Below are 23,687 nucleotides of genomic sequence, written 5' to 3'. Positions count from 1 at the left end.
CTTATGTTACAATCTCATCACCGAAGGGCTTTATTTCGAGAAAAAAAGAGGCTGACAGCATGGAAAGTTTCACTTTTAACGGCCTTCACGTCGAGACCAACGGACCGCAGGATGCGCCCGCGATCCTCTTTTTGCACGGCGGCGGAGCCGGAGCGTGGACCTGGCATCCGGTGATCGAGAGACTGAGCGAGTTCCACTGCCTGGCGCCGGATCTACCCGAACACGGCGGCAGCGCCGCACTCAAACCCTTCAGCATTGCCGAAGCGGCCGGCCGGATGGCCGAGTTGATCCGAAACCGGATCCCGGGCGGCCGGGCGCACGTGGTGGGGCTTTCGGAAGGCGCGCAGGTAGCCGTGGCCATGCTGGCTAGCGCGCCGGAGGTGATGGCGTCGGCCGTCGTGAGCAGCGCGCTGTTGCGTCCGCTGGGGTGGGGCTGGATGCTCACGCCGGGGCTGATTCGCTGGTCGTACCGCGTTTCGGTGCCGCCGTTTCGCAATAACGACGCCTGGATTCGCCTGAACATGAAATACGCCGCCGGCGTGCCCGAAGCCTATTTTCCGCAGTTCAAGCGCGATTTTCAGGCCATGACCGAAGCTGGCTTCACGAACGTGCTGCTGGAAAACCAGCGTTTCCGGCTGCCGCAGGGGCTGGACAAAGCCGATCTGCCGGTGCTGGCGCTGGCCGGAATGAAAGAATACCCTGCCATGCGCGCCTCCGCCCTGGACCTCGGGAAGGCCCTGCCCCAGGCGACGGTCCGGCTGGTGGACCTGGGTAAAAACGCAACCCTGGCGTCCGAGCACAACTGGTGCCTGACCGCGCCGGAGCGTTTTGCGGAAACCGTGCGCGCCTGGGTAAATCGGGCAGCGCTCCCGGACTTTTTGCAGCCCGCGGCGTAGTAAAATGAAAACGCGGCGGCCGCACCGTCGCGAATTCAACCTCCTGGAGAACTCCCTTCTTTCTCATGACGAGCCAACCGGCGTTGATCGAGATCGATCACGTAACCTTCTTTCACAGCGGCCGTGAAAAATCGGCCGAACCGGCTTTGCGCGACCTTTCACTGCGCATCGAAGCCGGCGAATTCATCGCCTTGATTGGCGCGAACGGCTCCGGCAAGACGACCCTGGCGCGCCACATGAACGCGCTGCTGCTGCCCACCCAGGGCGGCGTGCGTGTGATGGGCCTGAATACCCGGGAACGAAAAAACTGGCCGGCCGTGCGTTCCACCGTCGGCATGGTGTTTCAATCGGCGGAAGACCAGTTGGTGTCGACGACCGTGGAAGACGACACGGCCTTCGCTGCGGAAAATGCCGGGCTGCCCTCGGATGAGATTCGCCGCCGGGTGGATGAAGCCCTGCGCGCGGTGGAGATGTGGGAGGAACGCAAACGCCCGCCCCACCTGCTCTCGGCCGGACAAATGCAGCGGGTGGCGTTGGCCGGCGTGCTGGCCATGCGCCCGCGCTGCATCGTTTTCGATGAAACGACCGCCATGCTCGATCCGGCCGGCCGGCGCAATGTGATGGAGATGGTCCAGCGTTTGAACCGCGCGGGCATGACCATCGTGTACATCACGCATTACATGCAGGAGGCGCTCCTGGCGCAGCGCGTGGTGGTGCTCAGCCGCGGGCAGATCGCCCTGGACGGCAGCCCGCGCGAGGTTTTTTCGGATCCCGGACGGCTGGGCGAACTGGGGTTGGAGCTGCCACCGCTGACCGCCCTGGCCGAGGGGCTGGAAGAGCTGTTCCCAGGTGTGCCGGTGGGCGCTCTGACGCCGGAAGAACTGGCGGACGCCATACCCGACCCGCAGGATGCCGAAAGAATGCGCCGCCTACCCGAACCCGAAACCCACCCGCAGCGCGACGCGGCCATTGAAGTGCGCGGGCTGGGGCATATCTACATGAAAGACACCCCTCTGACGCACACCGCCCTGGTGGATGTGAACCTGACCGCCGGGCGCGGCGCCGTGCACGGCCTGATCGGCGCGACCGGCTCGGGGAAATCGACGCTCTTACAGCATTTCAACGGCCTGCTACGCCCACAAAAGGGCAGCGTCCAGGTGGCAGGGCATTCCCTCAACGATCCCAATGTCACCGTCAAGCAGATGGTCCAGGTGGTCGGGCTGGTGTTTCAAAACCCGGAGGCCCAATTTGTCGAACAATACATCGGCGACGAGATCGCCTACGGACCGCGCCCGCTTCTGGACCGGCCGGCGTTGCGTGAACGCGTGCAGTGGGCCATGCAATTGGTTGGCCTGGATTTCGAACACTACAAGGACCGGCTGACTTACTCGCTCAGCGGCGGCGAGCGGCGCAAGGTGGCCCTGGCCTCGGTGCTGGCGCTGCAGCCCCAGATCTTGGTGCTGGATGAGCCCACCGCCGGTCTGGATCCGCTTTCGCGGCGCGAAGTGCTGCGCCATCTGCAGGAATTTCAGCGCCAGGGAATGACGCTAGTGCTTTCTTCGCACCAAATGGGCGATCTGGCGCGGCTCACCGAGCGGGTGACCGTGCTGCAAGAGGGCCGGGATGTGCGCACCGGCACGGCGGCAGAAATTTTCTGCGAGGGCCAGGCGCTGCACGACTGGGGGCTCGAAGCGCCCATTGCAGTGCAGGTGGCCGACCGGCTGCGCGCGCGGGGTTGGCCCGTGCCGCGCGAAGCCATCACCACCGAGGGGCTGGTGGCGGCCATGGCCGGGTTGACGGCCAGGGAGGCGGTGTGAGCGAATTCGAGTTTCTCAACCGCGTCACCATCGGGCAGTATGTTCCGGGCGTTTCGCCGCTGCACCGCATGGATCCGCGCGCCAGGCTGCTGGCGGCGCTGCTGCTTTTGGGCGCAGCCACCTTCGCGCCGCGGCTGGGCGGGTTGGGGCTGGCCCTGGCTGCCACCGGGGTCGTCATCGCCATTTCCGGCCTGCCGTGGGGTTACCTGCTGCGCGGTCTGGTTCCACCCCTGCCTTTTCTAACGCTGCTGGCGCTGCTGCGCATTTTCTTCAATACGCTGCCCAACCAGGGATTGCTGATGATTCACTGGGGCGTGGTGCAGATCTATGGTTCGGATTTGATCGCAGCGGCCATTTTGTTGCTGCGCTTCGCGGTGTTAATCCTGGGCATCAGCGTGTTTTCACTGGCGACTTCCACCTCGGAAATGATCTACGGGGTGGACGCGCTGCTCAAACCGCTGCGCTGGCTGCACATTCCGACCCAGGACATGACCATGATGGCCCAGATCACGCTGCGCTTCATCCCGTTCATGGCCCTGGCCGCCGAGCGCATCGTCAAGGCGCAGGCTTCACGTGGGGTGGACTGGTCCAACCGGTCCGGGAATCTCGTGCAGCGCGCCAAACGGGTCCTGCCGCTGCTGGTGCCGCTGTTCGTCTCCAGCCTGAATAAAGCCGAGCGCATGGCGCTGGCCATGGACGCGCGCGGTTACGGCAGCACGCGCAAGCGCAGCATGATGATGGCCACGCAACTGACCGGATGGGACGTCGTTGCGGTCAGCGTATGTGCAGCGCTGGCGGCGGGGATCATTCTGATATGAGAATGCTGAATGAAGAATGCTGAATGTTGAATCCTCTTCGCGGGCAGGCGCTGAATTTGGAGGAAAATGCTGATCGTGCGATAAAGAACAAACCGCCTATTATCGAATCCGGGTATACCTGAATAGGAAATGAAGAACTCCTCTCAACGAGAATTCGTGAGAGGAGTTCTGTTTCTATGGGGTGAATGTTTATTCGCGTTCCATTTATTTACAAATCTGCGCCCTTCTTGCGGCCCACGGCGATGCCCATCCAGGCAGCGGTGACGGCCGTGACCAGCACAGTCGCGACGGCCATCTCCGGCAGGCTGTTGGCCACGAAGGTCGCGCCGATCAACGCCCAGGGGAAGAGCCCCAGCAGGCCGATCATACCAAGCACGAGGACAGAATGCAGCAGGCTGCCGATTGCGCCGGTGGCGATCATGCCCACCACGGGCCAGCGCTTGAGCGAGCGCCACACCAACCAGGCAGCCGGGGCAAACAGAATGCGCGGCAGGACCGAGATGAGCGGGTTGGTGAAGATCACGTCGCCGGCGCCGCCGGGCGCGACGGCAGCCTGGATCATCGAGTAGATCCCGAAGATGAGGCCGATGGCGGCGCCCACGATGGGGCCTTCGATAATCGCACCGATGATGGCCGGAATATGCATGATGGTTACCGAGGTCCCGCTGAACCAGGGCAGCAGTCCCCAGCCGGTGATCCCGAGAACAATGGCGATCGCGCTCAATGCACCGGTAACGGCAATCTTACGGGTCCAATTTTGCGGCATCTTCTCCTCCAGAGAAATCAAACACAGAATGGCAGTCAGTGGGTTTATTTTGACAGGCGGTACATGCCCCCGGAAATCCCCGGCAGGCTGAGCTTCCAGCCGTCGCTGGTGCGACTGAAGGGTTGAGGTAGCCCGTGCAGCGCCTCGGGCGTCGCGCTAAACGTTGCAGCCGGCAGCACGACCTCGCAGGGTTGGGCGGATGGATTGAGCGCGACCAGGATGCTCTCCCCCTCAGCCTCGCGGCGGAAGACGAACGGATAACCGGCCGGGCCCTTGTAGACCACTTCGAAATCGCCGCTGGCGCACAACGCCGGGTGCGCCTTGCGCAGCGCGACCAGCCTGCGCACGCACTGCAGCAGCGAAGTGGAATCGGATTCCTGGGCGGCCACGGTCGGGCGGGAAGGATCGGGGTCGATGGGTAGGTAGAGCTGGTCGACGGGCGCGCTTGAAAAACCGGCGTTGGCGGTTGCGTCCCACTGCATGGGCGTGCGGATGGCGGTGCGCTGGTAGCCGCCTTCCTTGGAGGGCAGCCCTTCCAGTGAGCGCATGCCGATCTCATCGCCGTAATAGATATACGGCGTGCCGGGCAGGCTGAGCAGGAACAGGTAGATCAGTTCGGTCTCCGCCAGGCTGCGGCCGGTGGCCACGCGCGGGCCGGCATCGTGGTTGCCGGTCGGGATGGCGATGTGCCCCTGGCCCCGGGTGCGGTTGTAATGGAACAGGTAGTTATCCAGAAATTCGTCCAAATTGCCGCGCCCGGAGGGATCAAAGTAGCTGGCGCCGTAGGGATCACTGTTGGGGCCGTCGCCGGCTTCCTTGCGCCACAGGGCGATGTAGCCGGGTGTGCCGAAGGGCAGCATGAAGTCCATATGGAAGCCGGCCGGGATGGCCGTGGCGGGTTGGGCCCATTCGGAGACCAGCACGGCTTCGGGATACGCAATGTCCAGCCAGGCGCGGATTTCACTCCAGAAGCGCGCGGTTTCTTTGTCGCCGCCCGCGCCCTTGACGAGCGAACCGGCCATGTCGACGCGAAAGCCGCTCACGCCCTGGTCGAGCCAGAATTGCATGATGTTGCGAATTTCTTTGCGCACGGCCTGCGGGCCGGGGGCGTCCACGGGCTGCTGCCAGGATTCCTGCGGCGCGGAAAAACCGTAATTGAGCGCGGGCTGGAAGTAGAAGAAATTGGTGATGTAGGCGGCGTGGCGTTCGGCGTAACCGCGCACGTTCTGCAAACCCGGCGTGGGCGGCGTCCAGACCGAATCGGTCCACACGAACCAATCCGAATACGGATTGCGGGCATGTTTGCAGGAGGCCTGGAACCAGGGGTGTTCGATGGAGGTGTGCCCGGGCACCAGATCGAGCAGGATGTGCATGCCGCGCCGGTTGGCTTCGGCGCACAATTTTTGCAGGTCGGTGTTTGTGCCGTAGCGCGGGGCAACGCGGTAGTAATCGCTGACGTCGTAGCCGGCATCCTGAAAGGGCGAGACGAAGCACGGGTTGATCCACACGCCGGTGACGCCCAGGGATTGGATGTAATCCAGTTTGGCCAGGATGCCCGGCAGGTCGCCGATCCCGTCGGCGTTGGAATCATAGAAACTTTGCGGGTAAATCTGGTAGAAGACGGCTGTTTCCAGCCAGGCAGGTTTCGATGGCATTGTATTCTCCTGCCCGTATTATACCTTTTGGAAATACCCGCGGGCAGGCTCCAGAAATGATTAACCCGGCGCTGTCGACATCGTTTCGTTTGCCTTACAGGTATTTGGGCTGATTGGAAATGTCCTTGAAATATTCCTGACAAACTTTAAGTCATTTCTCCCAATTTTTATATAGTATTTTGGCAGAATTTGAGTATAATCAACATTGAGAGCGCTTCCACAAATGGAAAAATGAATAAATTCTCCGGAATCGCAATTTCTCCGGTTTATTTCCTCATTCAGGTAACCCTATGAAATTTGGCCATTTCGATGATATCCGGCGTGAATACGTCATTGAGCATCCCGATACCCCGCTGCCCTGGATCAATTACCTGGGCTGCGAGGATTTTTTCGGGCTGATCTCCAATACCGGCGGCGGTTATTGCTTCTACCGCGATGCGCGCCTGCGGCGCCTGACGCGCTACCGCTACAATAACGTGCCCGGTGACTGCGGCGGGCGGTATCTCTATTTGCGCGACGACGACACCGGAGCCTTCTGGTCGCCCACCTGGCAGCCGACCCGCACGGAACTGGAAGCTTATTCCTGCCGGCACGGCATGGGTTACAGCATCATTGCATCCCAATACAGCGCCATCGAAGCCAGCGTACGCTATTTCGTCCCGTTGGGGCAGACGCTGGAGGTCTGGCAGGCGGTGATCACCAACCGGCGGTCCAGCCCCGCGCAGCTCTCGCTGTTCTCGGCGATCGAGTTTTGCCTGTGGGACGCCCTGGACGACGCATCCAATTTTCAGCGCAATTTCAACACCGGCGAAGTCGAAGTGGAAGGCAGCGTCATCTATCACAAGACCGAATACCGCGAGCGTCGCGACCACTTTGCCTATTTTGCCTGTTCCGAAGCGTTAACCGGCTTCGACACCCAGCGCGAGGCTTTCCTGGGCGCATACCGGGGTTGGGACCGGCCACGCGCCGTGGAGGAGGGCAAATCCGGCGAATCGATCGCCCACGGCTGGGCGCCAATCGGCTCGCACCAGGTGAATTTGCGCCTGCAGCCCGGCGAGAGCCGCACAGTGACTTTCCTGTTGGGTTACCAGGAGAACCCGCCCGAGCAAAAATTCGACCCGGTCGGATCGCAGACCCTCAACAAGCAGTCTGTCCATCCGATCATCGCGCGCTACCTGCAGCCGGATGAAGTCGAGAAGGCCTTCGACGGGCTTCAGCACTACTGGAACCAGTTGCTGGACGCTTTCCAGGTCAACACCCCCGACGAGCACACCAACCGCATGGTCAACATCTGGAACGCCTACCAGTGCATGGTGACCTTCAACCTGTCGCGCTCGGCTTCGTATTTCGAATCCGGTATCGGCCGCGGCATGGGCTTCCGTGATTCCAACCAGGACCTGCTGGGTTTCGTGCACATGATCCCGGCCAAGGCCCGCCAACGCATCCTGGACCTGGCCGCCACCCAGCTTCCCACGGGCGGCGCCTACCACCAATACCAGCCGCTGACCAAACGCGGGAACAACGATGTGGGCGGCGATTTCAACGACGACCCCTTGTGGCTGGTGCTGGCCGTTTCGGCCTACCTGAAGGAGACCGGCGAATGGGGCGTCCTGGATGAACGCGTCCCTTACGACAATCAACCGGGCAGCGAACAACCCCTCTATGAGCACCTGCAGCGCAGCCTGCGGTATACCATCGACCGGCTGGGACCGCATGGGCTGCCGTTGATCGGGCGCGCCGATTGGAACGACTGCCTCAATTTGAACTGCTTTTCGGATACTCCCGGCCAATCCTTCCAAACCACCACCAACAGGGAGGGGAAAGTGGCCGAATCGGTCTTCATCGGCGGGCTCTTCGCGCTGGCGGCGAATGAAATGGCGGCGCTTTCCAGCCGGTATGGCCGGCGCGCGGACGCGGATTTCTACCGGCTCTCGGCCCAGAAGATGAGCGCCACGGTCATGGAGCACGGTTGGGATGGAGAATGGTTCCTGCGCGCTTACGACGCCCTGGGCGAGCGCGTGGGTTCGAAGGACTGCCCGGAAGGCCAGATCTTCATCGAACCGCAGGGCATCTGCGTCCTGGCCGGACTGGGGGCTACGGATGGCCGCGCGGAAAAAGCCCTGGCGTCGGTGCGCGAGCGGCTGGCAACGCAGCATGGCATCGTTTTACTCCAACCCGCCTTCACCCGCTATTACCTTAACCTGGGGGAAATTTCCTCGTACCCGCCGGGAACCAAGGAAAATGCGAGCGTCTTTTGCCATACCAACCCCTGGATCATGGCTGCCGAAGCCAGCCTGGGGCACGGCGATCAAGCTTATGACTATTACATGCGCATCAATCCTTCGGCCCGCGAGGCGATCAGCGCAGTTCACCGCAGCGAGCCGTACGTTTACGCGCAGACCATCGCCGGAAAGGATGCTCCGTCCTTCGGCGAGGCCAAGAACTCCTGGTTAACCGGGACGGCGGCCTGGAATTTTGTGGCCATCACGCAGTGGATTCTGGGTATTCGCCCCACGTTGGATGGCTTGCAAATTGCTCCGGCCATTCCGGCTGCCTGGCAGGGGTTCGAGGCGCGGCGCCTGTATCGCGGGGTGAGCTACGTCATCCGGATCGAACGCCGCGGGCGGGGTAACCGGGTGCGGTTGGAAGTGAACGGCGCTGGCGTGGAGGGCAATGTGATCCCCATCCCGGCAGTGGGAGTGCGCGAGGTAAAGGTAACCGCTTTTCTGCTGTGAACCGTTCCCTGGCGCGTGAGGAGAGGGTTGGATGAACTTCGGCTTTTTTGACGATGCGCATCGCGAATATGTCATTACGGATCCACTCATCCCTGTGAAGTGGATCAATTCCATCGGCACCCCGGCCTTTGGCGGTTTTGTCGACCACACCGGTGGAGCGTTGATTTGCACGGGCGATCCGAGACTCGACCGCATCACCCAGTACATCTCACAGCTGCCCGATTCGGATTTCAAGGGCGAAACCCTGTACCTGCGGATGCATTCGGGCGACGGACGCTTGATTTTCTCGCCTTTTTTCGTTCCCACACTGACCCCGATGGACCATTTCGAATGCAGCGTCGGCCAGGGATATTCGCGCTGGCGGACCGAGGTGGAAGGTCTGTGTTGCGAGGTGACCGTATTCATTCCCCTGGACGCGCCGGTCGAAATTCGGGATGTGAGCATTACCAACTTGCGTGACGACACCGTCGAGGTGGACGCCGTCCCCGTGGTCGAATACGCTTATCCGGATGGGCTGCAATTTCACACCGCCGATCATTCGCCGCTGCCCATGCAATCGAGCGCGCAGACGCTGGATGGGCGCACGGTGCTGCTTCAGTCTCCGGCGACTTCGCGCGAGCGCCCGGTCAATTATTTCACCGCCAGCGTCACCAACAGTTCATTCGAAACGGATCGACGCGCTTTTTTGGGCGCCAATGGTTATGGAAGCTGGCAACATCCGCTGGCGCTGGAGGATGCCGAACTGGGCAATCATCAAATGCTGCGCGAGGATGCCATCGCTGCCTTGCTGCTGCGGCTGGGAGCACTGCCGCCCGGCGAGTCGACCCGATTCGCCACCCTGCTGGGCCGGGCGGCCGACCTGCAGGACGCCCGGCCGATCATCCAACGCTATAGCCGGCTCGAGGTGATCGACGCCGCCCTGATCGGCCTGGCTCGTCCATAAAACGCTCAACAGGCTGTCATCGTCAGCCCGTTGATTTTTCAAAGGCCTCTCCTGGATTCTTTCCCAATCCAGAATTATTCGGAAGGCAATTGGCCGTTTTGCACATAACCGATAAATCGGCCAAGAATGGTCTCGTTGAATTCCAGCCTTTCGCCGTTCTTGACTTTCTGCGCGAAATATTCCAGCTTGCCCATCGAAAAATACCATTCGGTCAGCATGAGGTGCCTGGCTTTGTCATCGTCCGTGCGCGGCAAATGGCCGCATTTGGGACAGGGAACGAACGCGTCCTCTTTGATGGCGCCACAGGCCAGACAAACAGCTCGCATCATGGTCGCCCTCCAATCCGCACCAAAGGCCGGATGATCCGATTCGAAGAAAGGAAATACCGCTCCCGGGTCAGCGACAGGCGGAGCGGCGCGGTGTTCGGATTGGGCGATGGAGGGAGGCTCGGCCGGTACGCTGGCGGAGCAAACGGGTTAAGTTGATTTCATTATAGACTTTCGAAGCGCGAATGCAACCCGCCGGGGAAGCCAGCCTTTGCTGAAGGGTGATTTTTCAAGGCTGAAAATATTCGCTTTCCAGTTCGCCCAGGTCGAGGTGGGTGGAGGCTGTGAAGGTGTTTAGCAGATCCTGGCTGCTGGCGATCCGGCCCGAATTCAGGTTGGCATAGGCCTGCAGCGCGCTGAAAAAGGCGTCGTCCCCGACCGTTTGGCGGACGGCCTGCAGAAATTTGACCCCGCGCAGGTAGATCGAGTTGCGGTAGGTCAAAAAATCCGAAAAATCGTAAATCGTCATCGAAAGATTTCCGGACGCAGCGTAGGGCTCGACGCGGAATCCCCACCACCATTTGGCCAATTCCGGGTTCAGGTTCTCGTAGAACAGCAGCTCGCTGTAGGTACACAGGGCCTCGTCCAGCCAGGGGTCCAGCGCCTGATCGCTACCCACGCGGGCATACCACCATTGATGGGCCGTCTCATGCACGGCGATCAGCGCCAGATAGCTGCGCGGCGAGCCGTCGAAACCGTAATAGAAGCGCTGGGAGAGGAAATACAGGCTGTCGAATTCCATACCGTCCGGAAAATCGGCCTGGACGATGCTCAATTGGGTGTGAGGCGGCTCAACGGCGAATTGTTTCGTGAAATAATCGACCGCCTGGACGGTATATTCGAGCGCGGCGCGCGCCTGCAGTTCGGTGGCCGGATAGGCATAACTGGTCACGGTGACCGGCCCGGCCTGCCGGGTGCTGACCCGGTAATCCTGTGAGGCGGACCAGGTGAAATTTCGGGCAGCCTCGACGTGGTAGGCGTAGCCATCGGCAATGGTTTCGGCTCGCGCGGACGCGGCCACGACCAGCGCGGGATTCAATTGTGGAAGATGCAGTTGGACATCGAAATCGGCTGCCGGGTAGACGGTGTGCTCGCCAACTTCAGCCGCAGGGTGGACGAGCCAGCCGTCTTCAGTCGTGAAGGCGGGTAGAAAGGGATACCAGTCCGCCAGGTTGGTCTGCTTTTGCGTATAGCCGAATACTTGAGATTCCCCGGGGCGAATGGGCGGCAGGTGCAGGTTGTATTCCAGGGCCAGGGTAAGCGTCTCTCCGGCGGGCAGGGCCGGTTGAAGCTGCAATTTGAGCTGGTTGTCTTTGATCGTTTTCTCCTGGATTTCGATGCCGTTCGACGCGGAAGCCTTCAACAATTCGAAAGCCCCGGCAAAGCCGTTGGCTTCCACCACCAACGGCAGCGATTCCAGCGCTGCGTCGGTCGGGTTGGTCAGGCGAATTTCTTCCTGAACCTGCAAGGTGCGCAGATCTTCCGCCAGACGGGCATCGATCTGGTAATGGGGTCTTTCCGGGGCTGCCGGCAGCGGGGTTTCCGGTAGCGCGGAAGGGGTGGCGGACGGGCTGAGAATTTCGGTGGGGGGGATGGCCGGCGTCGTGGGCGCCGGCTCTGATCGAGGAAGGCTTTGCGTGGCCGGCAGGCAGCCCGACACCAGCAGGCAGACGATCAGAAAGGGAAGGAGGCGAACCCATCCGCTTTTAGGCATGGCTTGATTATACGGCAGCGGCGGAATATGATATGCTTGATCTCAAATACGAGGTGGACCATGACGGATGAACCTGCTGCCGAGACGCAACCTTCGATCCCTGAATCCCGCGGTTTTCGAGAGATCTGGGATGCCCTGACGCCTGAAGAACAGGCCAGTCTGACCAGCCTGATGAAAGGCCTGCCCGGAAAGCCGCAAATCAGCCGGTCGTTGGTGCAACTCGCTGAAAACCAGCTCAAACTGGCATTCGGGCGCAAACATTGTGTGGCCATTGTTGGCCCGGCCAATGTGGGCAAATCGACGCTGTACAACCAGTTCGTGCGCGTTCCGGCCGAGCGCGCCGATGTCAGCCCGTTACCCGGGACCACCCGTGAAAATCAGGAAACGGATGCCGGTCTGTTTGCACTGGTGGACACGCCCGGCGCGGACGCAGTGGGTGAGGTGGGCGAACGCGAACGAAAACTGGCCCTGGAAGCCGCGGCGAAAGCGGATATCCTCATTATCGTGTTCGACGCCATACAGGGCGTGAAACAGACCGAACTGGAACTGTATACCCAGCTCAAGGCGCTGCGCAAACCGCATGTGGTTGCCCTGAATAAGATCGACCTTGTGCGCAAGGAAAAAAAGGCGATTGTGGAGCAAACGGCTGGCAGCCTGCAGCTCAAGGTCGAGCAGGTCATCCCCATCGCCGCGCGGTCGGGTGAAAATCTGAACCAACTGCTGGCCGCGGTAGCCATGGCCGAACCTTCGATTGTGGCGGCGTTAGGCGCTGCCCTGCCGCAGTACCGCTGGCAACTGGCCTGGCGCTCGATTGTCAGCGCGGCCACCATTTCGGCGGGGGTTGCGCTCACGCCGCTGCCGGTAATCGATTTTGTGCCTTTGATCGCGACGCAGTCGCTGATGGTGTTGAGCATCGCGCGCATCTACAACTATCGCATCACGCTCGAACGCGCGCGCGAGCTGGTGGCGGCTTTCGGGGTTGGCTTTCTTGGCCGCACGTTATTCTACGAGCTGAGCAAACTGGGCGGCATTCCGGGCTGGGTGCTGGCAGCCGCAGTGGCCTCATCCACCACGGTCGCAATGGGGTACGCCGCCGTGCGCTGGTTCGAAAAGGGTGAGAAACTCTCGTCGGATGCCCTCAAGAAGTTATCCGGCCAGGTGACCCAATCGCTGTTGCAGGGACTGCGCAACCTGGGCAGCCGAAAACCGGCCCGCAAGGCGCTGCAGGCTCAAATCGAGAAATCGCTGGAAGAAATCGAGATCGATCGTTCCCAGGCGGAAGAAGAATAACCAATCATCCAGTTGTTGTTGTAAATTGGTTTTAAAACTGTTAGGAAAATTAACCTATTTTTAGTTTGTTGGTCATTCGTTTTTCACTATAATATGAAAAGGCCTTCTGTAGAGGGGAAACCTGTATATCTTATTGGTTCATAACTTGCATCAAGATGAAAATGTCCAATGATGTTCCTCCAATAATGGAGCATTCATTTTCTGTTTGACGTTGCACAGGAAAGTAATTTGTTCCAATGAACCCTTTTCCTGACAGGATCGTAAATATCGTCAGTAGCTGGACGAAACGGCCGCTGTTTAATGCGTGCCTGTCGGGCCTGGTTGTTTGTTTATTATTGATTTTGCTGCGATCGGCAGCGAATATCTGGAGCTGGATTTTGGGCGGGCTGATCGTGGCTCTGGCTGCCTGGAGAGGTTACCGGTTTGCTGCCGGAGGAAGAAAATTCGAGGTTCTGCGCACGGATCACTCAGCCTCTGATGTCGAATTCGCCGCCCTGCAAAGCCGGGCGAATTCGGATCACGCCATCGTCGAGCGCCTGAATCCGCTTCTATGCGCCTTGAACACCGATTTGTTCGTGACCTGGTGGAATCCAAACGGCATTGATCTTTTGCAGGATACCGGCGCCAGCATGATCGGAAAACCCCTGGCGCAGGTATCCCTGCCCGGTCTGGCTGCCGAACTGCAAAGAATGTGTCTCGAAGCCCTGGGAAATCAGCAGGTTCAGCGCAATACCGTTGAATGCTCGGTGGGCGGGTCCCTGCGACGGATTCGATTTTCGGCACATCCATCCCCGGACGGCGTCTCGGTGCTGGCGGATGACGCCACCGAACAGGAAGACGCGTTCAAAACAGTGCAACACTCTTCCGATTACTTCCGGACTCTATTCCAGGAAGCTTCCAATGCGATTTTCGTTCACGACCCAATCCACGGCGCCATCCTGGATGTGAACGCCAAAATGTGCGAAATGTGGGGCTACCGGCGCGAAGAATTGCTGCAGATGACCACGGTCGATCTGGTTTCCACGGATTCGCACTTTACGATCCAGGCCTTGCGCCGCAAGGTCATGAAGACCCTCTCCGAAGGCCCGCAAGTCGTGGAATGGCTGGCCAAGGATACCGGCGGGCGGCCGTTTTGGGTCGAGGTGGTGTTTAAGCAAATTTTCATCCATGGAGAACCCCGCCTGTTGGGGGCCGTTCGCGATATCACCGACCGAAAACGAACGGCTGGCGAAATCAACAGCCTGGCGACCAAATTAAGGGTCATCGGACGTTCGGCCAGCAACCTGACGGCGCAGTTGAACATGCACGCCCTGGCCGAGCAGGTGGTCGATTCCCTGCAGGAAGCCACATCCTGCTACACCGCCAACGTTTTCATGGCCGAGGATGGCAAGTTCCGCTGGGAAGCCGGCACGGGCGGCGACCTTGAAAATCCCCGTCCGGCTGGTTTGATCATTGCCCCCGGACAGGGTCTGGTGGGAACCAGCGCCCAGCAGGGAAAGCCCATCCTGTCGCCGGATGTGTTTCAGGATGAGCGTTATGTTGCCTGGGAAGGATTCCCGGAGACGCGTTCGGAGTTGGTATTTCCGGTCAAAAGCGGCGATCGGGTGCTGGCGGTGGTCGACCTGCAATCGGCAGAAACCGCCGCTTTCGACAGCTCGGATTTCGAAGCCGTGGGCGTGCTGGTCGATCAGATGGCCGTTGCACTGGAGAACATCCACCTGTTCGAGGATACGCACCGTTGGACGCATGAAATGGAGATGCTGGTGCAGATTACCACCGACCTGCGCTCAGCGTTGACCCGGTCCGAAGTGGTCCCGATCATACTGGACAGTCTGGTAAAACTCTTCCAGGCGGATGGCGCGATGATGACCCTGAAGGACATGCTCTCTTCGGACCAGGTGGTGGAATTGGGGCGTGGGGCCTGGATTCCGCTGACCGGGCGGCGATTTTCGATCGAGAAAGGCTTGATGGGTCAGGTGGTCTCGGAAGGGAAATCCGTCCTGAACAACGATCTGGCCGGGACCAAAATCGATGATTCGCCGCGCCTGACGGCGGGTTTGCAGGCCCTGGCCTGGGTTGCGCTGATCGCGCAGGAACAGGTCATTGGAACGCTGGCGATTGGCCGAAACCTGGCGCTTTCGGAAGATGAACTGCACATCCTGGAGACCATCGCCGATATCGTCGCCAGCGCCATTCAACGCGCCAACCTGTTCGATCAGACCGAACGCCGGCTGCGCCAGGTGCAAAGTCTTCGCACCATTGACATGGCGATCACCGCGGATATGAGTCTGCGCGTGACGCTGCACATCATCCTGGATCAGGTCATGGTGCAACTGCACGTGGATGCCGCAGCCATCCTGCTCTTCCGACCCGAAACCCAGATGTTGGAATATACCGCCGGTCTGGGATTTCGTTCGCGCGCCGTGCCGCAGCGCTTCTTCCAACTGGGAGAAGATATCGCCGGGAAGGTCGCTCAGGAACGCCGGATCCTTAAAGTATTGAACTTCATGGCTGAGGATGCGCCGTATCCCCGTTCAGGTTTCTTCGCCGAGGAAGGCATCCAATCTTACTTTGGCCTGCCGATGGTTGCCAAAGGGCAGTTGATGGGCGTGCTGGAAATCTTCCACCGCTCCCCCCTGGATCCCGAATACGAATGGCTGCAACTGATGGAAGCATTGTCGGTGCAGGCGGCGATTGCAATCAATAATACGGAACTGTTCGAACGATTGCAGCAGAGCAACCAGGAATTGATGCAGGCCTACGAATCCACACTTGAAGGATGGGCGCGCGCATTGGAATTACGCGACCGGGAGACCGAAGGCCATTCGCGCCGGGTCACCGAGATGACCGTGCGTCTGGCCAGACGGATGGGCTTCAGCGACGCCCAACTGGTTCACGTTCGCCGCGGGGCGCTGCTGCACGATATCGGGAAAATGGGTATTCCCGACAGTATCCTGTTCAAACCGGGCCTGCTGGATGAGCGCGAATGGGAAATCATGCGCCTGCACCCGGTCCATGCTTACCAGTTGCTGGCGCCAATTGCCTACCTTCAGCCGGCATTGGAGATTCCCTACAGTCACCACGAACGCTGGGACGGCACGGGGTATCCGCTGGGTTTGAAGGGCGAGCAAATTCCGTTGGCCGCGCGCATTTTCGCCGTGGTGGACGTCTGGGACGCATTGATTTCGGACCGGCCTTACCAGCAAGCCTGGGAGGAGCAAAAAATCCGGGATTACATCCATGAATTGGCCAATAAGCAACTCGACCCGCACGTGGTCACGGCTTTCTTCGACATGATCGACCACGAACCCGCTCACGGTAAAGCGCCTTTGGATTTGCCGGAAGCTGCCGGGAGAAAAGAAGAAGAATAAAAAAAAACGGGGCCGTCTTTAATAGACAGCCCCGGATTGGGTATGGCTTGATCGCCGCTAGTCGTGATGTCCTTTGAACACCAGGCGAATAGGGGTGCCGGTGAAAGGATAGGATTGGCGAATCTGGTTCTCCAGAAACCGCTGGTACGTGAAGTGAACCAGCTTTGGATCGTTGACGTAGATCAGAAAGGTGGGCGGGTCGCTGCGTACCTGGGTGCCGTAAAAGATCTTCAGCGAACGTCCGGATTTCGAGGATGGCATGTGAACCTCCTGCGCGTTCTGCAGGATGCGGTTGATCTGTCCGGTGTTCAATCTCGCCAGACGTTCTTCCTGAACGTGAAGCGCCATCGGCAACACCTGGTCGACGCGTTGACCGGTTTTTGCGGAGATGAAGAGCACCGGTACGTAAGGCATGAAGTTCAGCTCACGCCGCACCTGTTCGGTATACGCCTGCATGGTATAGTTGTCTTTAGCGACGGCATCCCACTTGTTGACGATGATGACCGCGCTCTTGTTCACCTCCAGAATGAAACCCGCGATGTGCGAATCCTGCACGCTCAACCCGGCGGTTGCATCCACCACGAGCAGCGACACATCGGCGCGTTCGATGGAGCGCAGCGAGCGCACGACGCTGTATTTCTCGACGCCGGGTTCGATCTTTCCCCGGCGGCGAATGCCGGCGGTATCGATCAGGGTCACCGGCAGACCGTCCACTTCGATGTGCGTATCGAGCGAGTCGCGGGTGGTTCCGGGAATGGGACTGACAATGGAGCGTTCCTGCCCGACGAGACGGTTCAACAGGCTGGACTTGCCGACATTGGGTTTGCCCACGATGGCGATTTTGATCGAATCGTCCTCTTCCTCTTTCACCTGCTCCGGGAAGGCGGCCAGCAGCGCGTCCAGCATGTCGCCGGTGCCCGTGCCGTGTAACGCCGAAATGGGATACGGATCGCCCATGCCGAGTTCGTAAAATTGGGGAACCATGTTCCGGTAGCGATCACTGTCGGCTTTGTTGACCACCAGCAGCACCGGGGGATACGGCTTGCCGTCGATGACTTTTTGATTGCGGCGCAATATTTCGGCCACTTCCTGATCCGCCGGAGTCACCCCGCTCATGGCATCCACGATGAAAAGCACCACATCCGCATCTTGAATGGCGATTTGAGCCTGAGTGCGGATCTGGTCGATGAAATCAGCCGAACCGACCGACAGGGGTTCGCCTTGCTTCGTCTTGGATGGGTCGATGCCGCCGGTGTCGATGAGATCGAATACGGTGTTAAGCCATTCGCCCTGGGCGAACAGCCGGTCGCGTGTCGTACCGGGGGTATCGTCTACGATGGCCAGTGGTTCGCCGACCAACCGGTTGAAAAACGTGCTTTTTCCGACATTGGGTCTTCCGACCAATGCCACAACGGGTTTCCTCATTTTTTCCTGCTTTCACTATCGACGCTACGGGGTAGATCTGGGCGCGTAGGTAATTGTCACTTCAATAGTCCCCGGGAGTACCGATTCTACCTTAATTTCGGCGATCGAGACCTCGATCTTGGGTTCGAGTTGGTAAGTGCCCAGGGATAATCCGGTTACATCCAAACTGATGGTTACATCCCCTTCCTTGAGTGCATCCAGCAGCGGCAGTGGTCCGGAGAGAATCAAATCGACAGTCTCGGGTGAGAGAGTCGCTTTCATATTGGGAGCCAGTCCAACGACGGAAATCTTCTGGTTGGAAAGCGGCAGGCTGCTTTGAATGGCGGCAATACCCACCCGCACCAACACGGTCTGGTCGCCCACCACGGTAACGCCCGCCGGAAGGTTCAACGGCAGGGAGATATCCAGATCGTCCTTCACGTTCGAAAGATCGAGCGGCATGGTTTCCACGTAACCCGGCAGGTTGGAGATCACGGTCGGGTCGCTGGAGAAAACGGTGACCGCGGCCGGGAACACAGAAATATTGGTAAGCCGGTACCCGCTGGCGATCTCACCGCTCGTCACCACCTTGACCACCACGTTGCGATAACCGCCTTTCTGGTTGATGGGCAGGGTGACCGTCACGCGGTCGGGGGTCAGCGTCAATCCACCGATAGGCGAGCCGTTGGCATCCAACGCTTGCAGGGTGATGGTGCGATTGATGTTCTCGAATACCTGGGACAGATCCAACGTAGCTTCGACCTTCTGGACGCGTTCGACCTGCGAAGCCGGGCCGCTGACGACCGCGCTAGTTTGACTGAGCGTGGGCAGACCCGCCTGATACCCGATGGCAGGGTCGCCGCTTGTGACCAGGTTAATGGGGACACTCCGCGTCGTGAGACGTTCAAGGGTGACCGTAACGGACCGCGGAGTGCTGGATACAATTTTAACCGGCCGCAGATTGACCTGGACCTGGATCGCGACCGAATGGCTGCCCGGTTCGAGACCGGACAGATCGACGACCGCGTGGATGGCGGACGGATCCGCGTTCAATTCGTTCCAGATCGAGCGCGGCGCGCTCAGAATCACATTGATTTGATCCGCCGGTTCGTTGGTGATCATCAATCCTGGATCGAGGCCGATCACCTCGATGGGAATGGGCTGTGAAAATTGGCTCTCCTCGGTGGGATCCGTCGAGGTAACCGCGGAGATCCAGACCGCCATGGCCAGAACCAGCGCGGTGAGGAAGGTGGGGAAGTATTTTAACAAACGTTGCAATACAGTCACCGCTTAATCCTCCGGACGGCGTAGAAAGTCCAGCCAATGCGAAATGCGTACGAACAGGGAAACGCCCTGTTCTTCGGAAGGTTGGTAGAACGCCAGCAAAATGTTCTCCAGGCGTTCGCTGTCCAGGCGGCGGATCATGCGGCCGTTGTGGGCGATGGAAATGGCGCCGGTTTGTTCGGACACCACCACCGAGATTGCGTCCGAGGCTTCGGAACTGCCCAATGCAGCCCGGTGACGAAGGCCCATCTGACGTTCGGGAGACCGGTTGAGAATTCCGCTGGAGGAGAGCGGCATGACGCAGGCGGCGGCTACGATGCGGTTGTCAGCGATGATAACCGCCCCATCATGCAGCGGGGTGTTGGGATAGAAGATCTGCAGCAGCAATTCAGGCGTGACGCGCGCGCTGAGGTGAACGCCGGTTCGCACGTATTCTTGCAGGCCGTCGGCGCGCTGCAGAATGATCAAAGCGCCATGCTGGCGGGCGGATAAACGGGCACAGGCGGTGACAACGGCTTTGATGGTCTGTTGCATGGCCTGAACGGCAGCTTCATCCCGCCGGTTGAAAAGGTTGCTGTAACCGGCGCGGCCAAGCCGCTCGAGCCCGCGCCGGATTTCAGGCGCAAAAATGACCGGAATAGCCAGCAGCAAAGCCGGCAGGGTGGTCTTGATGAGCCAGGAAAATGCGGGCAGATTGACCAGGCTGGTCAGCACGGTCAGGAAGATGACCACCAGCACCACGCCGCGCATCAGCACGTTGGCCTGGGTATCCCGCAGCACCATCAAGATGACGAAAAACACAAGGGTGACCAGGGCCAGGTCAAGCAGGCTCAACCAGGTCAGGCGTTGAAAAATAAAGATAATTTCATTCAGCAGGTCAGCCACTTGCTACTCATTTCATTCGAAAATAAACAGGTGTATTTCACAGATAAGGGGAACTAAATTGGCCTCAAAACGCGGTCCTGGCGGAGCTGCTTGAAAAACAACACGGTGTTGGCTACTTTGGTTTCTTCGGCTGCTTCCTGCCAGGCCTGAACGCCCAGGCTCGAGGCTTCCCGCGGCTCGTAGCCCAGGCTTTGCCAGACACTGTCGAGCGTGGCGAGTTCTTTCGGGACGAAAACCAGCGATGCCTCGCATTGCAGATCGCGCGAGGAACGTTCCATTTCTTTGATAAAGGCGGAGATCGCCTGTTCGGCCGGCACGGCGGGATCGATGTAAATGTCCGTTGCCCGGGCGACCAGATTTTCAACCTGCCAGCCCATCACTCCAGCAGTCTGATTGCCGGTTTGCAGCACCAAAAAGGCCTTTTCCCCAAAAGCCGCCATGATATCATCGCGCGTCAACTGAGTGCCGTTTTTACTCAGGCGGTTGAAGATGGCGGCAATCTCTTCGGAATCGCGCGGGCGGCCGCGCCGGACGCTGATCTGGCCTTGCAGGCGGGCAGCAGGGCGGGCTTCCTGAGCCGGGGCTGGCGCGGCCTGCAGGTCTTCGGGAATGAACTTCTGCCAGGCATTCGACACCTGCCGCCAGGTATCTTCGAAGTCAAGTTCATTGCGAATGACGACCGTAGCCGCGGCGATCTTCTCTTCCTGGGGAGGTTGGGCAGCGATGCGCTGGCGGGCGTCGGCGTCGGTCATGTGCCGTTTTTGCACCAGCCGGGCGATTTGAATCTGCGGAGATGCATACGTTACCCAGACGCTGTCGCAGTTTGCAACCAGAGCCGACTCGAGCAGCTTGATGGCTTCGATGACGATAACCTTCTGGCTGGCTCGTTTGGCCAGGAAACCCACAGCCTGGTTCACCAGAGGGTGAATGATGCGTTCGAGCGTCACAAGGGCGTCTGGATCATTGAAGACCAGCCGGCCCAATTTTACGCGGTCGATCTCGCCGTCGGGCATCAGAATCCAACTGCCAAAGGCCGAAAGGATGGGTTGGTAACCGGGCGCGCCTTTAGCGATGGCGCGATGAGAGAGCGCGTCAGCATCGATGCCATAAGCACCCAGATGTTCCAGCATCCTGCGCACCACGCTTTTGCCTGTACCGATATTACCGGTCAGACCAATTACATACTTACCAGCCCATTTCGTCACCTGTTTACTCCGAGGGCGGATGTTTGACAACCTTCCCCATTCATTTTAGCCGTGCGCCTGAATTATGTCAAAGGATTTGATTGCCGCCGGCCATTACAAAAAGCTTAGTTTTCTTGACAACCGGGGGGAGCGTGGTAAAATTCCTCCACGTTCTGCAAAGAGCAAGCCGAGATAGCTCAGTTGGTAGAGCATGCGACTGAAAATCGCAGTGTCCACAGTCCGATTCTGTGTCTCGGCACACGAACGCCCCGATCAACGGGGCGTTTTTGTTTCAGTTTTGGGCGCGGCCGCCTTGGCGGGCACGAATCGGATATTTCTGATACAATGCCGCGTAGATGAGACATAAAAAGATCACCATTCTCACAGTCATTAGCGTGGCGCTGGCGGCGGCTCTGATTCTATTTTTGGGGGCGCAGCGGCGGGTCACTTTTGTCATCAATGGAGAAGAGCATCCGGCCCGGGTGCGGGCGTTGACGGTCGGTGGGGCATTGCAGGCTGCCAGAATCACGCTCGCGCAGGGCGATGTCTTGGAACCCTCTACAGGAACATGGCTGAAAGAGGGCGCCCGGATCGAAATTACCCGCGCGCGCGATATCAGCCTTCAGGTGCTGCCCGGCGGCGAGACAAGTCAGTGGGTCTCGGCTGATCTCACGGCGGCGGATTTGTTATCGGATGCGGGCGTGCCGTTGAACGCGCAGGATCGAATTTGGGCGAACGGCGAACAGGTTCAGCCGCAGCAGAAACTGGCGCCGGGCGCGAACCTGGCGCTGCAGGTGCGCCGCGCACAGACCATTGATCTTCAGATCGACGCTTCGCGGCAGCAAATCACGTCCGGCGCGGCGACGCTGGGAGAAGCCCTGGCTGAGGCCGGCATCCTTCTGGAACCGGCCGACCGGCTGACGCCGGCGGCGGAAACACCCCTGAACGGCCCAGTCGACGCTGTTTTGCGCCGTGCGATGGAATTGACCATCCAGGTGGATGGAAATGAGGTCATCGCGCGCTCCGCCGCCCAAAACGTCGGCGACGCGCTGGCGGAAGCGGGCATCTCCCTGCAGGGGTTGGATTACAGCCAACCTGCCGAAGACCAACCTCTGCCCGCGGACGGGAACCTGCGCGTGGTACGCGTCCGCGAAGAGCTGGATTTGAAACAAACGTCGATTCCGTATACCACCCGGTATGAAAATTCCGATCAGGTGGCGCTCGACCAACGCCAGGTCATCGTGCCGGGCGTGCTGGGTATAAAAGTCTCCCGCGAACGGGTGCGCTTCGAGGACGGTCAGGAAGTCGCGCGCAATTCAGATGGCGAGTGGGTGGCCCAGGAGGCCCAGGAACAAACCGTTGGTTTGGGCACCAAGATCGAGATCAAGACCGTCCAGACCGATCAAGGTAATTTGGAATATTACCGCGCGGTCAACGTTTACGTGACCTCGTATTCGCCCTGCCGGTCGGGCGGCACCCGTTGTTATTCGGGCACGGCCAGCGGCATGAAAGTGCAAAAAGGCGTCATCGCCGTGCCGCGGGCCTGGTACGGCCTGCTGGTCGGCGCGCGCGTGTATATTCCGGGCTACGGCGTGGCCGTTGTGGCCGATACGGGCGGCATGACCGGCTACTGGGTGGACGTGGCCTACAGCGATGCCGATTATGTGCCCTGGTCGCAAAATGTGACCATGTATTTTCTGACCCCGGTGCCATCCTATGTACCTGTGAGGCTTCCATGACGAAATCAGCGGAACTTTCCGTTCCGGCGTTGATGCGCAAGTACGGCCTATCCGCCAGGAAAAGCCTGGGACAGAATTTCTTGTTGGACGAAGCAGCCCTGGAAAAGGTCGTCGCGGCGGCGGAGATCCCTGCCCAGGCAACCGTGTTGGAAATCGGGCCCGGATTGGGCAGCCTGACGCGCCATCTGGCGCGCGCGGCAGACCGGGTTGTGGCCGTCGAATTGGATCAGAATCTGATCCCGGCGCTGCAGGAAGTGTTGTCGGCGGAGAAAAATGTGACCATTCTCCACGGGGATATTTTGGAACAAAACATTCCCGCGCTGGTGAGCGATCCCGGTTACCTTGTGGTGGCCAACATTCCCTACTACATTACCTCCGCCGTCATTCGTCACCTGCTCGAGGCGCCCGTCAGGCCCTCCCGCCTGGTGCTGACCATGCAGAAGGAAGTGGCCGATCGAATTTGCGCCAAACCCGGCGATTTGAGCCTGCTGGCTTTGAGCGTGCAGGTTTACGGTGAACCGCGCCCGGTGGCGCGCATTCCGGCCGGCGCTTTCTACCCGCCGCCCAACGTCGATTCGATGGTCCTGCGGGTGGATTTGTATCCCGAACCCCGCATCCCGAATGACCAGTTGAACGACTTTTTTCGCCTGGCCAAGATGGGTTTCGCGCAAAAACGTAAGACGCTACGCAACACCCTTTCGGCCGGGCTGCATTGGGCGCCTGAAAAGGCCGCCCAGATGTTGGCGGCCGCAGAAATCGACCCGATGCGGCGCGCTGAAACCCTCAGCCTGGCGGAATGGGCCCGGCTGGTGTGCGTCTATCGCGAAACAGCCAAATAATCTTCGTTCGCGTTTATTTGA

17 protein-coding genes and 1 tRNA gene are annotated in these 23,687 nt (G+C 59.7%); 10 read left to right on the top strand and 8 right to left on the bottom strand.

Features of this window, described 5'->3' with window-relative positions:
• The first annotated feature begins 59 nt into the window (after positions 1 to 59).
• From LARV_RS17055 to LARV_RS17045, 3 genes are all read left to right on the top strand, one after another.
• On the top strand, positions 60 to 896 hold the full coding sequence (locus tag LARV_RS17055; RefSeq protein WP_075074772.1) for an alpha/beta fold hydrolase: 837 nt from the start codon (positions 60 to 62) through the stop codon (positions 894 to 896).
• Between the two features lie 65 nt (positions 897 to 961).
• Positions 962 to 2,713 carry an energy-coupling factor transporter ATPase gene (locus LARV_RS17050; protein WP_075074771.1) on the top strand — a complete coding sequence of 584 codons (1,752 nt, stop codon included), beginning with the start codon at positions 962 to 964 and terminating at the stop codon, positions 2,711 to 2,713.
• Positions 2,710 to 3,531: an energy-coupling factor transporter transmembrane component T family protein gene (locus LARV_RS17045; RefSeq protein ID WP_075074770.1), complete on the top strand. Its 822-nt coding sequence runs from the start codon at positions 2,710 to 2,712 to the stop codon at positions 3,529 to 3,531. Before LARV_RS17050 ends, LARV_RS17045 begins: the two co-directional genes overlap by 4 nt.
• Before the next feature lie 208 nt (positions 3,532 to 3,739).
• Here LARV_RS17045 and LARV_RS17040 read toward each other — a convergent pair whose 3' ends face one another.
• Both LARV_RS17040 and LARV_RS17035 read right to left on the bottom strand, forming a co-directional pair.
• Positions 3,740 to 4,297 carry an ECF transporter S component gene (locus tag LARV_RS17040; protein WP_075074769.1) on the bottom strand — a complete coding sequence of 186 codons (558 nt, stop codon included), beginning with the start codon at positions 4,295 to 4,297 and terminating at the stop codon, positions 3,740 to 3,742.
• A gap of 44 nt (positions 4,298 to 4,341) precedes the next feature.
• A complete protein-coding gene (locus LARV_RS17035) occupies positions 4,342 to 5,952 on the bottom strand; it encodes an alpha-amylase family glycosyl hydrolase (protein WP_075074768.1) in 1,611 nt (536 codons plus the stop codon).
• 290 nt (positions 5,953 to 6,242) lie between these two features.
• Here LARV_RS17035 and LARV_RS17030 point away from each other — a divergent pair, with 290 nt between their 5' ends.
• Both LARV_RS17030 and LARV_RS17025 read left to right on the top strand, forming a co-directional pair.
• Positions 6,243 to 8,687, top strand: coding sequence for a GH36-type glycosyl hydrolase domain-containing protein (locus tag LARV_RS17030; RefSeq protein ID WP_075074767.1), 2,445 nt, complete (start codon positions 6,243 to 6,245; stop codon positions 8,685 to 8,687).
• A gap of 31 nt (positions 8,688 to 8,718) precedes the next feature.
• On the top strand, positions 8,719 to 9,630 hold the full coding sequence (locus LARV_RS17025) for a hypothetical protein (protein ID WP_075074766.1): 912 nt from the start codon (positions 8,719 to 8,721) through the stop codon (positions 9,628 to 9,630).
• Between the two features lie 74 nt (positions 9,631 to 9,704).
• On the opposite strand, the gene LARV_RS17020 is transcribed toward LARV_RS17025, so the two are convergent.
• Both LARV_RS17020 and LARV_RS17015 read right to left on the bottom strand, forming a co-directional pair.
• Positions 9,705 to 9,959: a hypothetical protein gene (locus tag LARV_RS17020; protein WP_075074765.1), complete on the bottom strand. Its 255-nt coding sequence runs from the start codon at positions 9,957 to 9,959 to the stop codon at positions 9,705 to 9,707.
• A gap of 226 nt (positions 9,960 to 10,185) precedes the next feature.
• Positions 10,186 to 11,670: a M1 family metallopeptidase gene (locus LARV_RS17015; protein ID WP_075074764.1), complete on the bottom strand. Its 1,485-nt coding sequence runs from the start codon at positions 11,668 to 11,670 to the stop codon at positions 10,186 to 10,188.
• Between the two features lie 60 nt (positions 11,671 to 11,730).
• Between LARV_RS17015 and LARV_RS17010 the strand changes: the two genes are divergently transcribed.
• Both LARV_RS17010 and LARV_RS17005 read left to right on the top strand, forming a co-directional pair.
• On the top strand, positions 11,731 to 12,960 hold the full coding sequence (locus LARV_RS17010) for a GTPase (RefSeq protein WP_075074763.1): 1,230 nt from the start codon (positions 11,731 to 11,733) through the stop codon (positions 12,958 to 12,960).
• A gap of 236 nt (positions 12,961 to 13,196) precedes the next feature.
• On the top strand, positions 13,197 to 16,331 hold the full coding sequence (locus LARV_RS17005) for a GAF domain-containing protein (RefSeq protein ID WP_075074762.1): 3,135 nt from the start codon (positions 13,197 to 13,199) through the stop codon (positions 16,329 to 16,331).
• A 57-nt stretch (positions 16,332 to 16,388) separates the two neighbouring features.
• On the opposite strand, the gene der is transcribed toward LARV_RS17005, so the two are convergent.
• The 4 genes from der to coaE are packed head-to-tail and all read right to left on the bottom strand — an operon-like array spanning position 16,389 to position 21,109.
• Positions 16,389 to 17,756 carry a ribosome biogenesis GTPase Der gene (gene der / locus LARV_RS17000; protein ID WP_075074761.1) on the bottom strand — a complete coding sequence of 456 codons (1,368 nt, stop codon included), beginning with the start codon at positions 17,754 to 17,756 and terminating at the stop codon, positions 16,389 to 16,391.
• Positions 17,757 to 17,780: 24 nt separating this feature from the next.
• Complete coding sequence (locus LARV_RS16995) at positions 17,781 to 19,022, bottom strand: CdaR family protein (protein ID WP_075074760.1); 1,242 nt, start codon at positions 19,020 to 19,022, stop codon at positions 17,781 to 17,783.
• A 3-nt stretch (positions 19,023 to 19,025) separates the two neighbouring features.
• Positions 19,026 to 19,904, bottom strand: a complete 879-nt coding sequence (gene cdaA, locus LARV_RS16990) for a diadenylate cyclase CdaA (protein WP_201785935.1) — start codon at positions 19,902 to 19,904, stop codon at positions 19,026 to 19,028.
• A 53-nt stretch (positions 19,905 to 19,957) separates the two neighbouring features.
• Positions 19,958 to 21,109 (bottom strand): dephospho-CoA kinase, encoded by a 1,152-nt coding sequence (gene coaE, locus LARV_RS16985; RefSeq protein WP_075074759.1) that lies wholly within the window; start codon positions 21,107 to 21,109, stop codon positions 19,958 to 19,960.
• A 165-nt stretch (positions 21,110 to 21,274) separates the two neighbouring features.
• Between coaE and LARV_RS16980 the strand changes: the two genes are divergently transcribed.
• From LARV_RS16980 to rsmA, 3 genes are all read left to right on the top strand, one after another.
• Positions 21,275 to 21,347, top strand: a tRNA-Phe gene (locus LARV_RS16980).
• A gap of 97 nt (positions 21,348 to 21,444) precedes the next feature.
• Complete coding sequence (locus LARV_RS16975; RefSeq protein ID WP_075074758.1) at positions 21,445 to 22,827, top strand: ubiquitin-like domain-containing protein; 1,383 nt, start codon at positions 21,445 to 21,447, stop codon at positions 22,825 to 22,827.
• Positions 22,824 to 23,666: a 16S rRNA (adenine(1518)-N(6)/adenine(1519)-N(6))-dimethyltransferase RsmA gene (rsmA, locus tag LARV_RS16970; RefSeq protein ID WP_075074757.1), complete on the top strand. Its 843-nt coding sequence runs from the start codon at positions 22,824 to 22,826 to the stop codon at positions 23,664 to 23,666. The genes LARV_RS16975 and rsmA overlap by 4 nt, the downstream gene beginning before the upstream one ends.
• Positions 23,667 to 23,687: the final 21 nt, after the last annotated feature.

Origin of the sequence: Longilinea arvoryzae (assembly GCF_001050235.1) — a bacterium.
Classification (GTDB): Bacteria; Chloroflexota; Anaerolineae; order Anaerolineales; family Anaerolineaceae; genus Longilinea; species Longilinea arvoryzae.
The sequence above is the reverse complement of the archived record's forward strand: the minus strand, read 5'-3'. Positions and strand labels throughout refer to the sequence as shown.

Coding starts and splice junctions, on each gene's coding strand:
- LARV_RS17055 (WP_075074772.1), top strand. CDS start 60: ATGGAAAGTTTCACTTTTAACGGCCTTCACGTCGAGACCAACGGACCG.
- LARV_RS17050 (WP_075074771.1), top strand. CDS start 962: ATGACGAGCCAACCGGCGTTGATCGAGATCGATCACGTAACCTTCTTT.
- LARV_RS17040 (WP_075074769.1), bottom strand. CDS start 4,297: ATGCCGCAAAATTGGACCCGTAAGATTGCCGTTACCGGTGCATTGAGC.
- LARV_RS17035 (WP_075074768.1), bottom strand. CDS start 5,952: ATGCCATCGAAACCTGCCTGGCTGGAAACAGCCGTCTTCTACCAGATT.
- LARV_RS17030 (WP_075074767.1), top strand. CDS start 6,243: ATGAAATTTGGCCATTTCGATGATATCCGGCGTGAATACGTCATTGAG.
- LARV_RS17025 (WP_075074766.1), top strand. CDS start 8,719: ATGAACTTCGGCTTTTTTGACGATGCGCATCGCGAATATGTCATTACG.
- LARV_RS17020 (WP_075074765.1), bottom strand. CDS start 9,959: ATGATGCGAGCTGTTTGTCTGGCCTGTGGCGCCATCAAAGAGGACGCG.
- LARV_RS17015 (WP_075074764.1), bottom strand. CDS start 11,670: ATGCCTAAAAGCGGATGGGTTCGCCTCCTTCCCTTTCTGATCGTCTGC.
- LARV_RS17010 (WP_075074763.1), top strand. CDS start 11,731: ATGACGGATGAACCTGCTGCCGAGACGCAACCTTCGATCCCTGAATCC.
- LARV_RS17005 (WP_075074762.1), top strand. CDS start 13,197: ATGAACCCTTTTCCTGACAGGATCGTAAATATCGTCAGTAGCTGGACG.
- der (WP_075074761.1), bottom strand. CDS start 17,756: ATGAGGAAACCCGTTGTGGCATTGGTCGGAAGACCCAATGTCGGAAAA.
- LARV_RS16975 (WP_075074758.1), top strand. CDS start 21,445: ATGAGACATAAAAAGATCACCATTCTCACAGTCATTAGCGTGGCGCTG.
- rsmA (WP_075074757.1), top strand. CDS start 22,824: ATGACGAAATCAGCGGAACTTTCCGTTCCGGCGTTGATGCGCAAGTAC.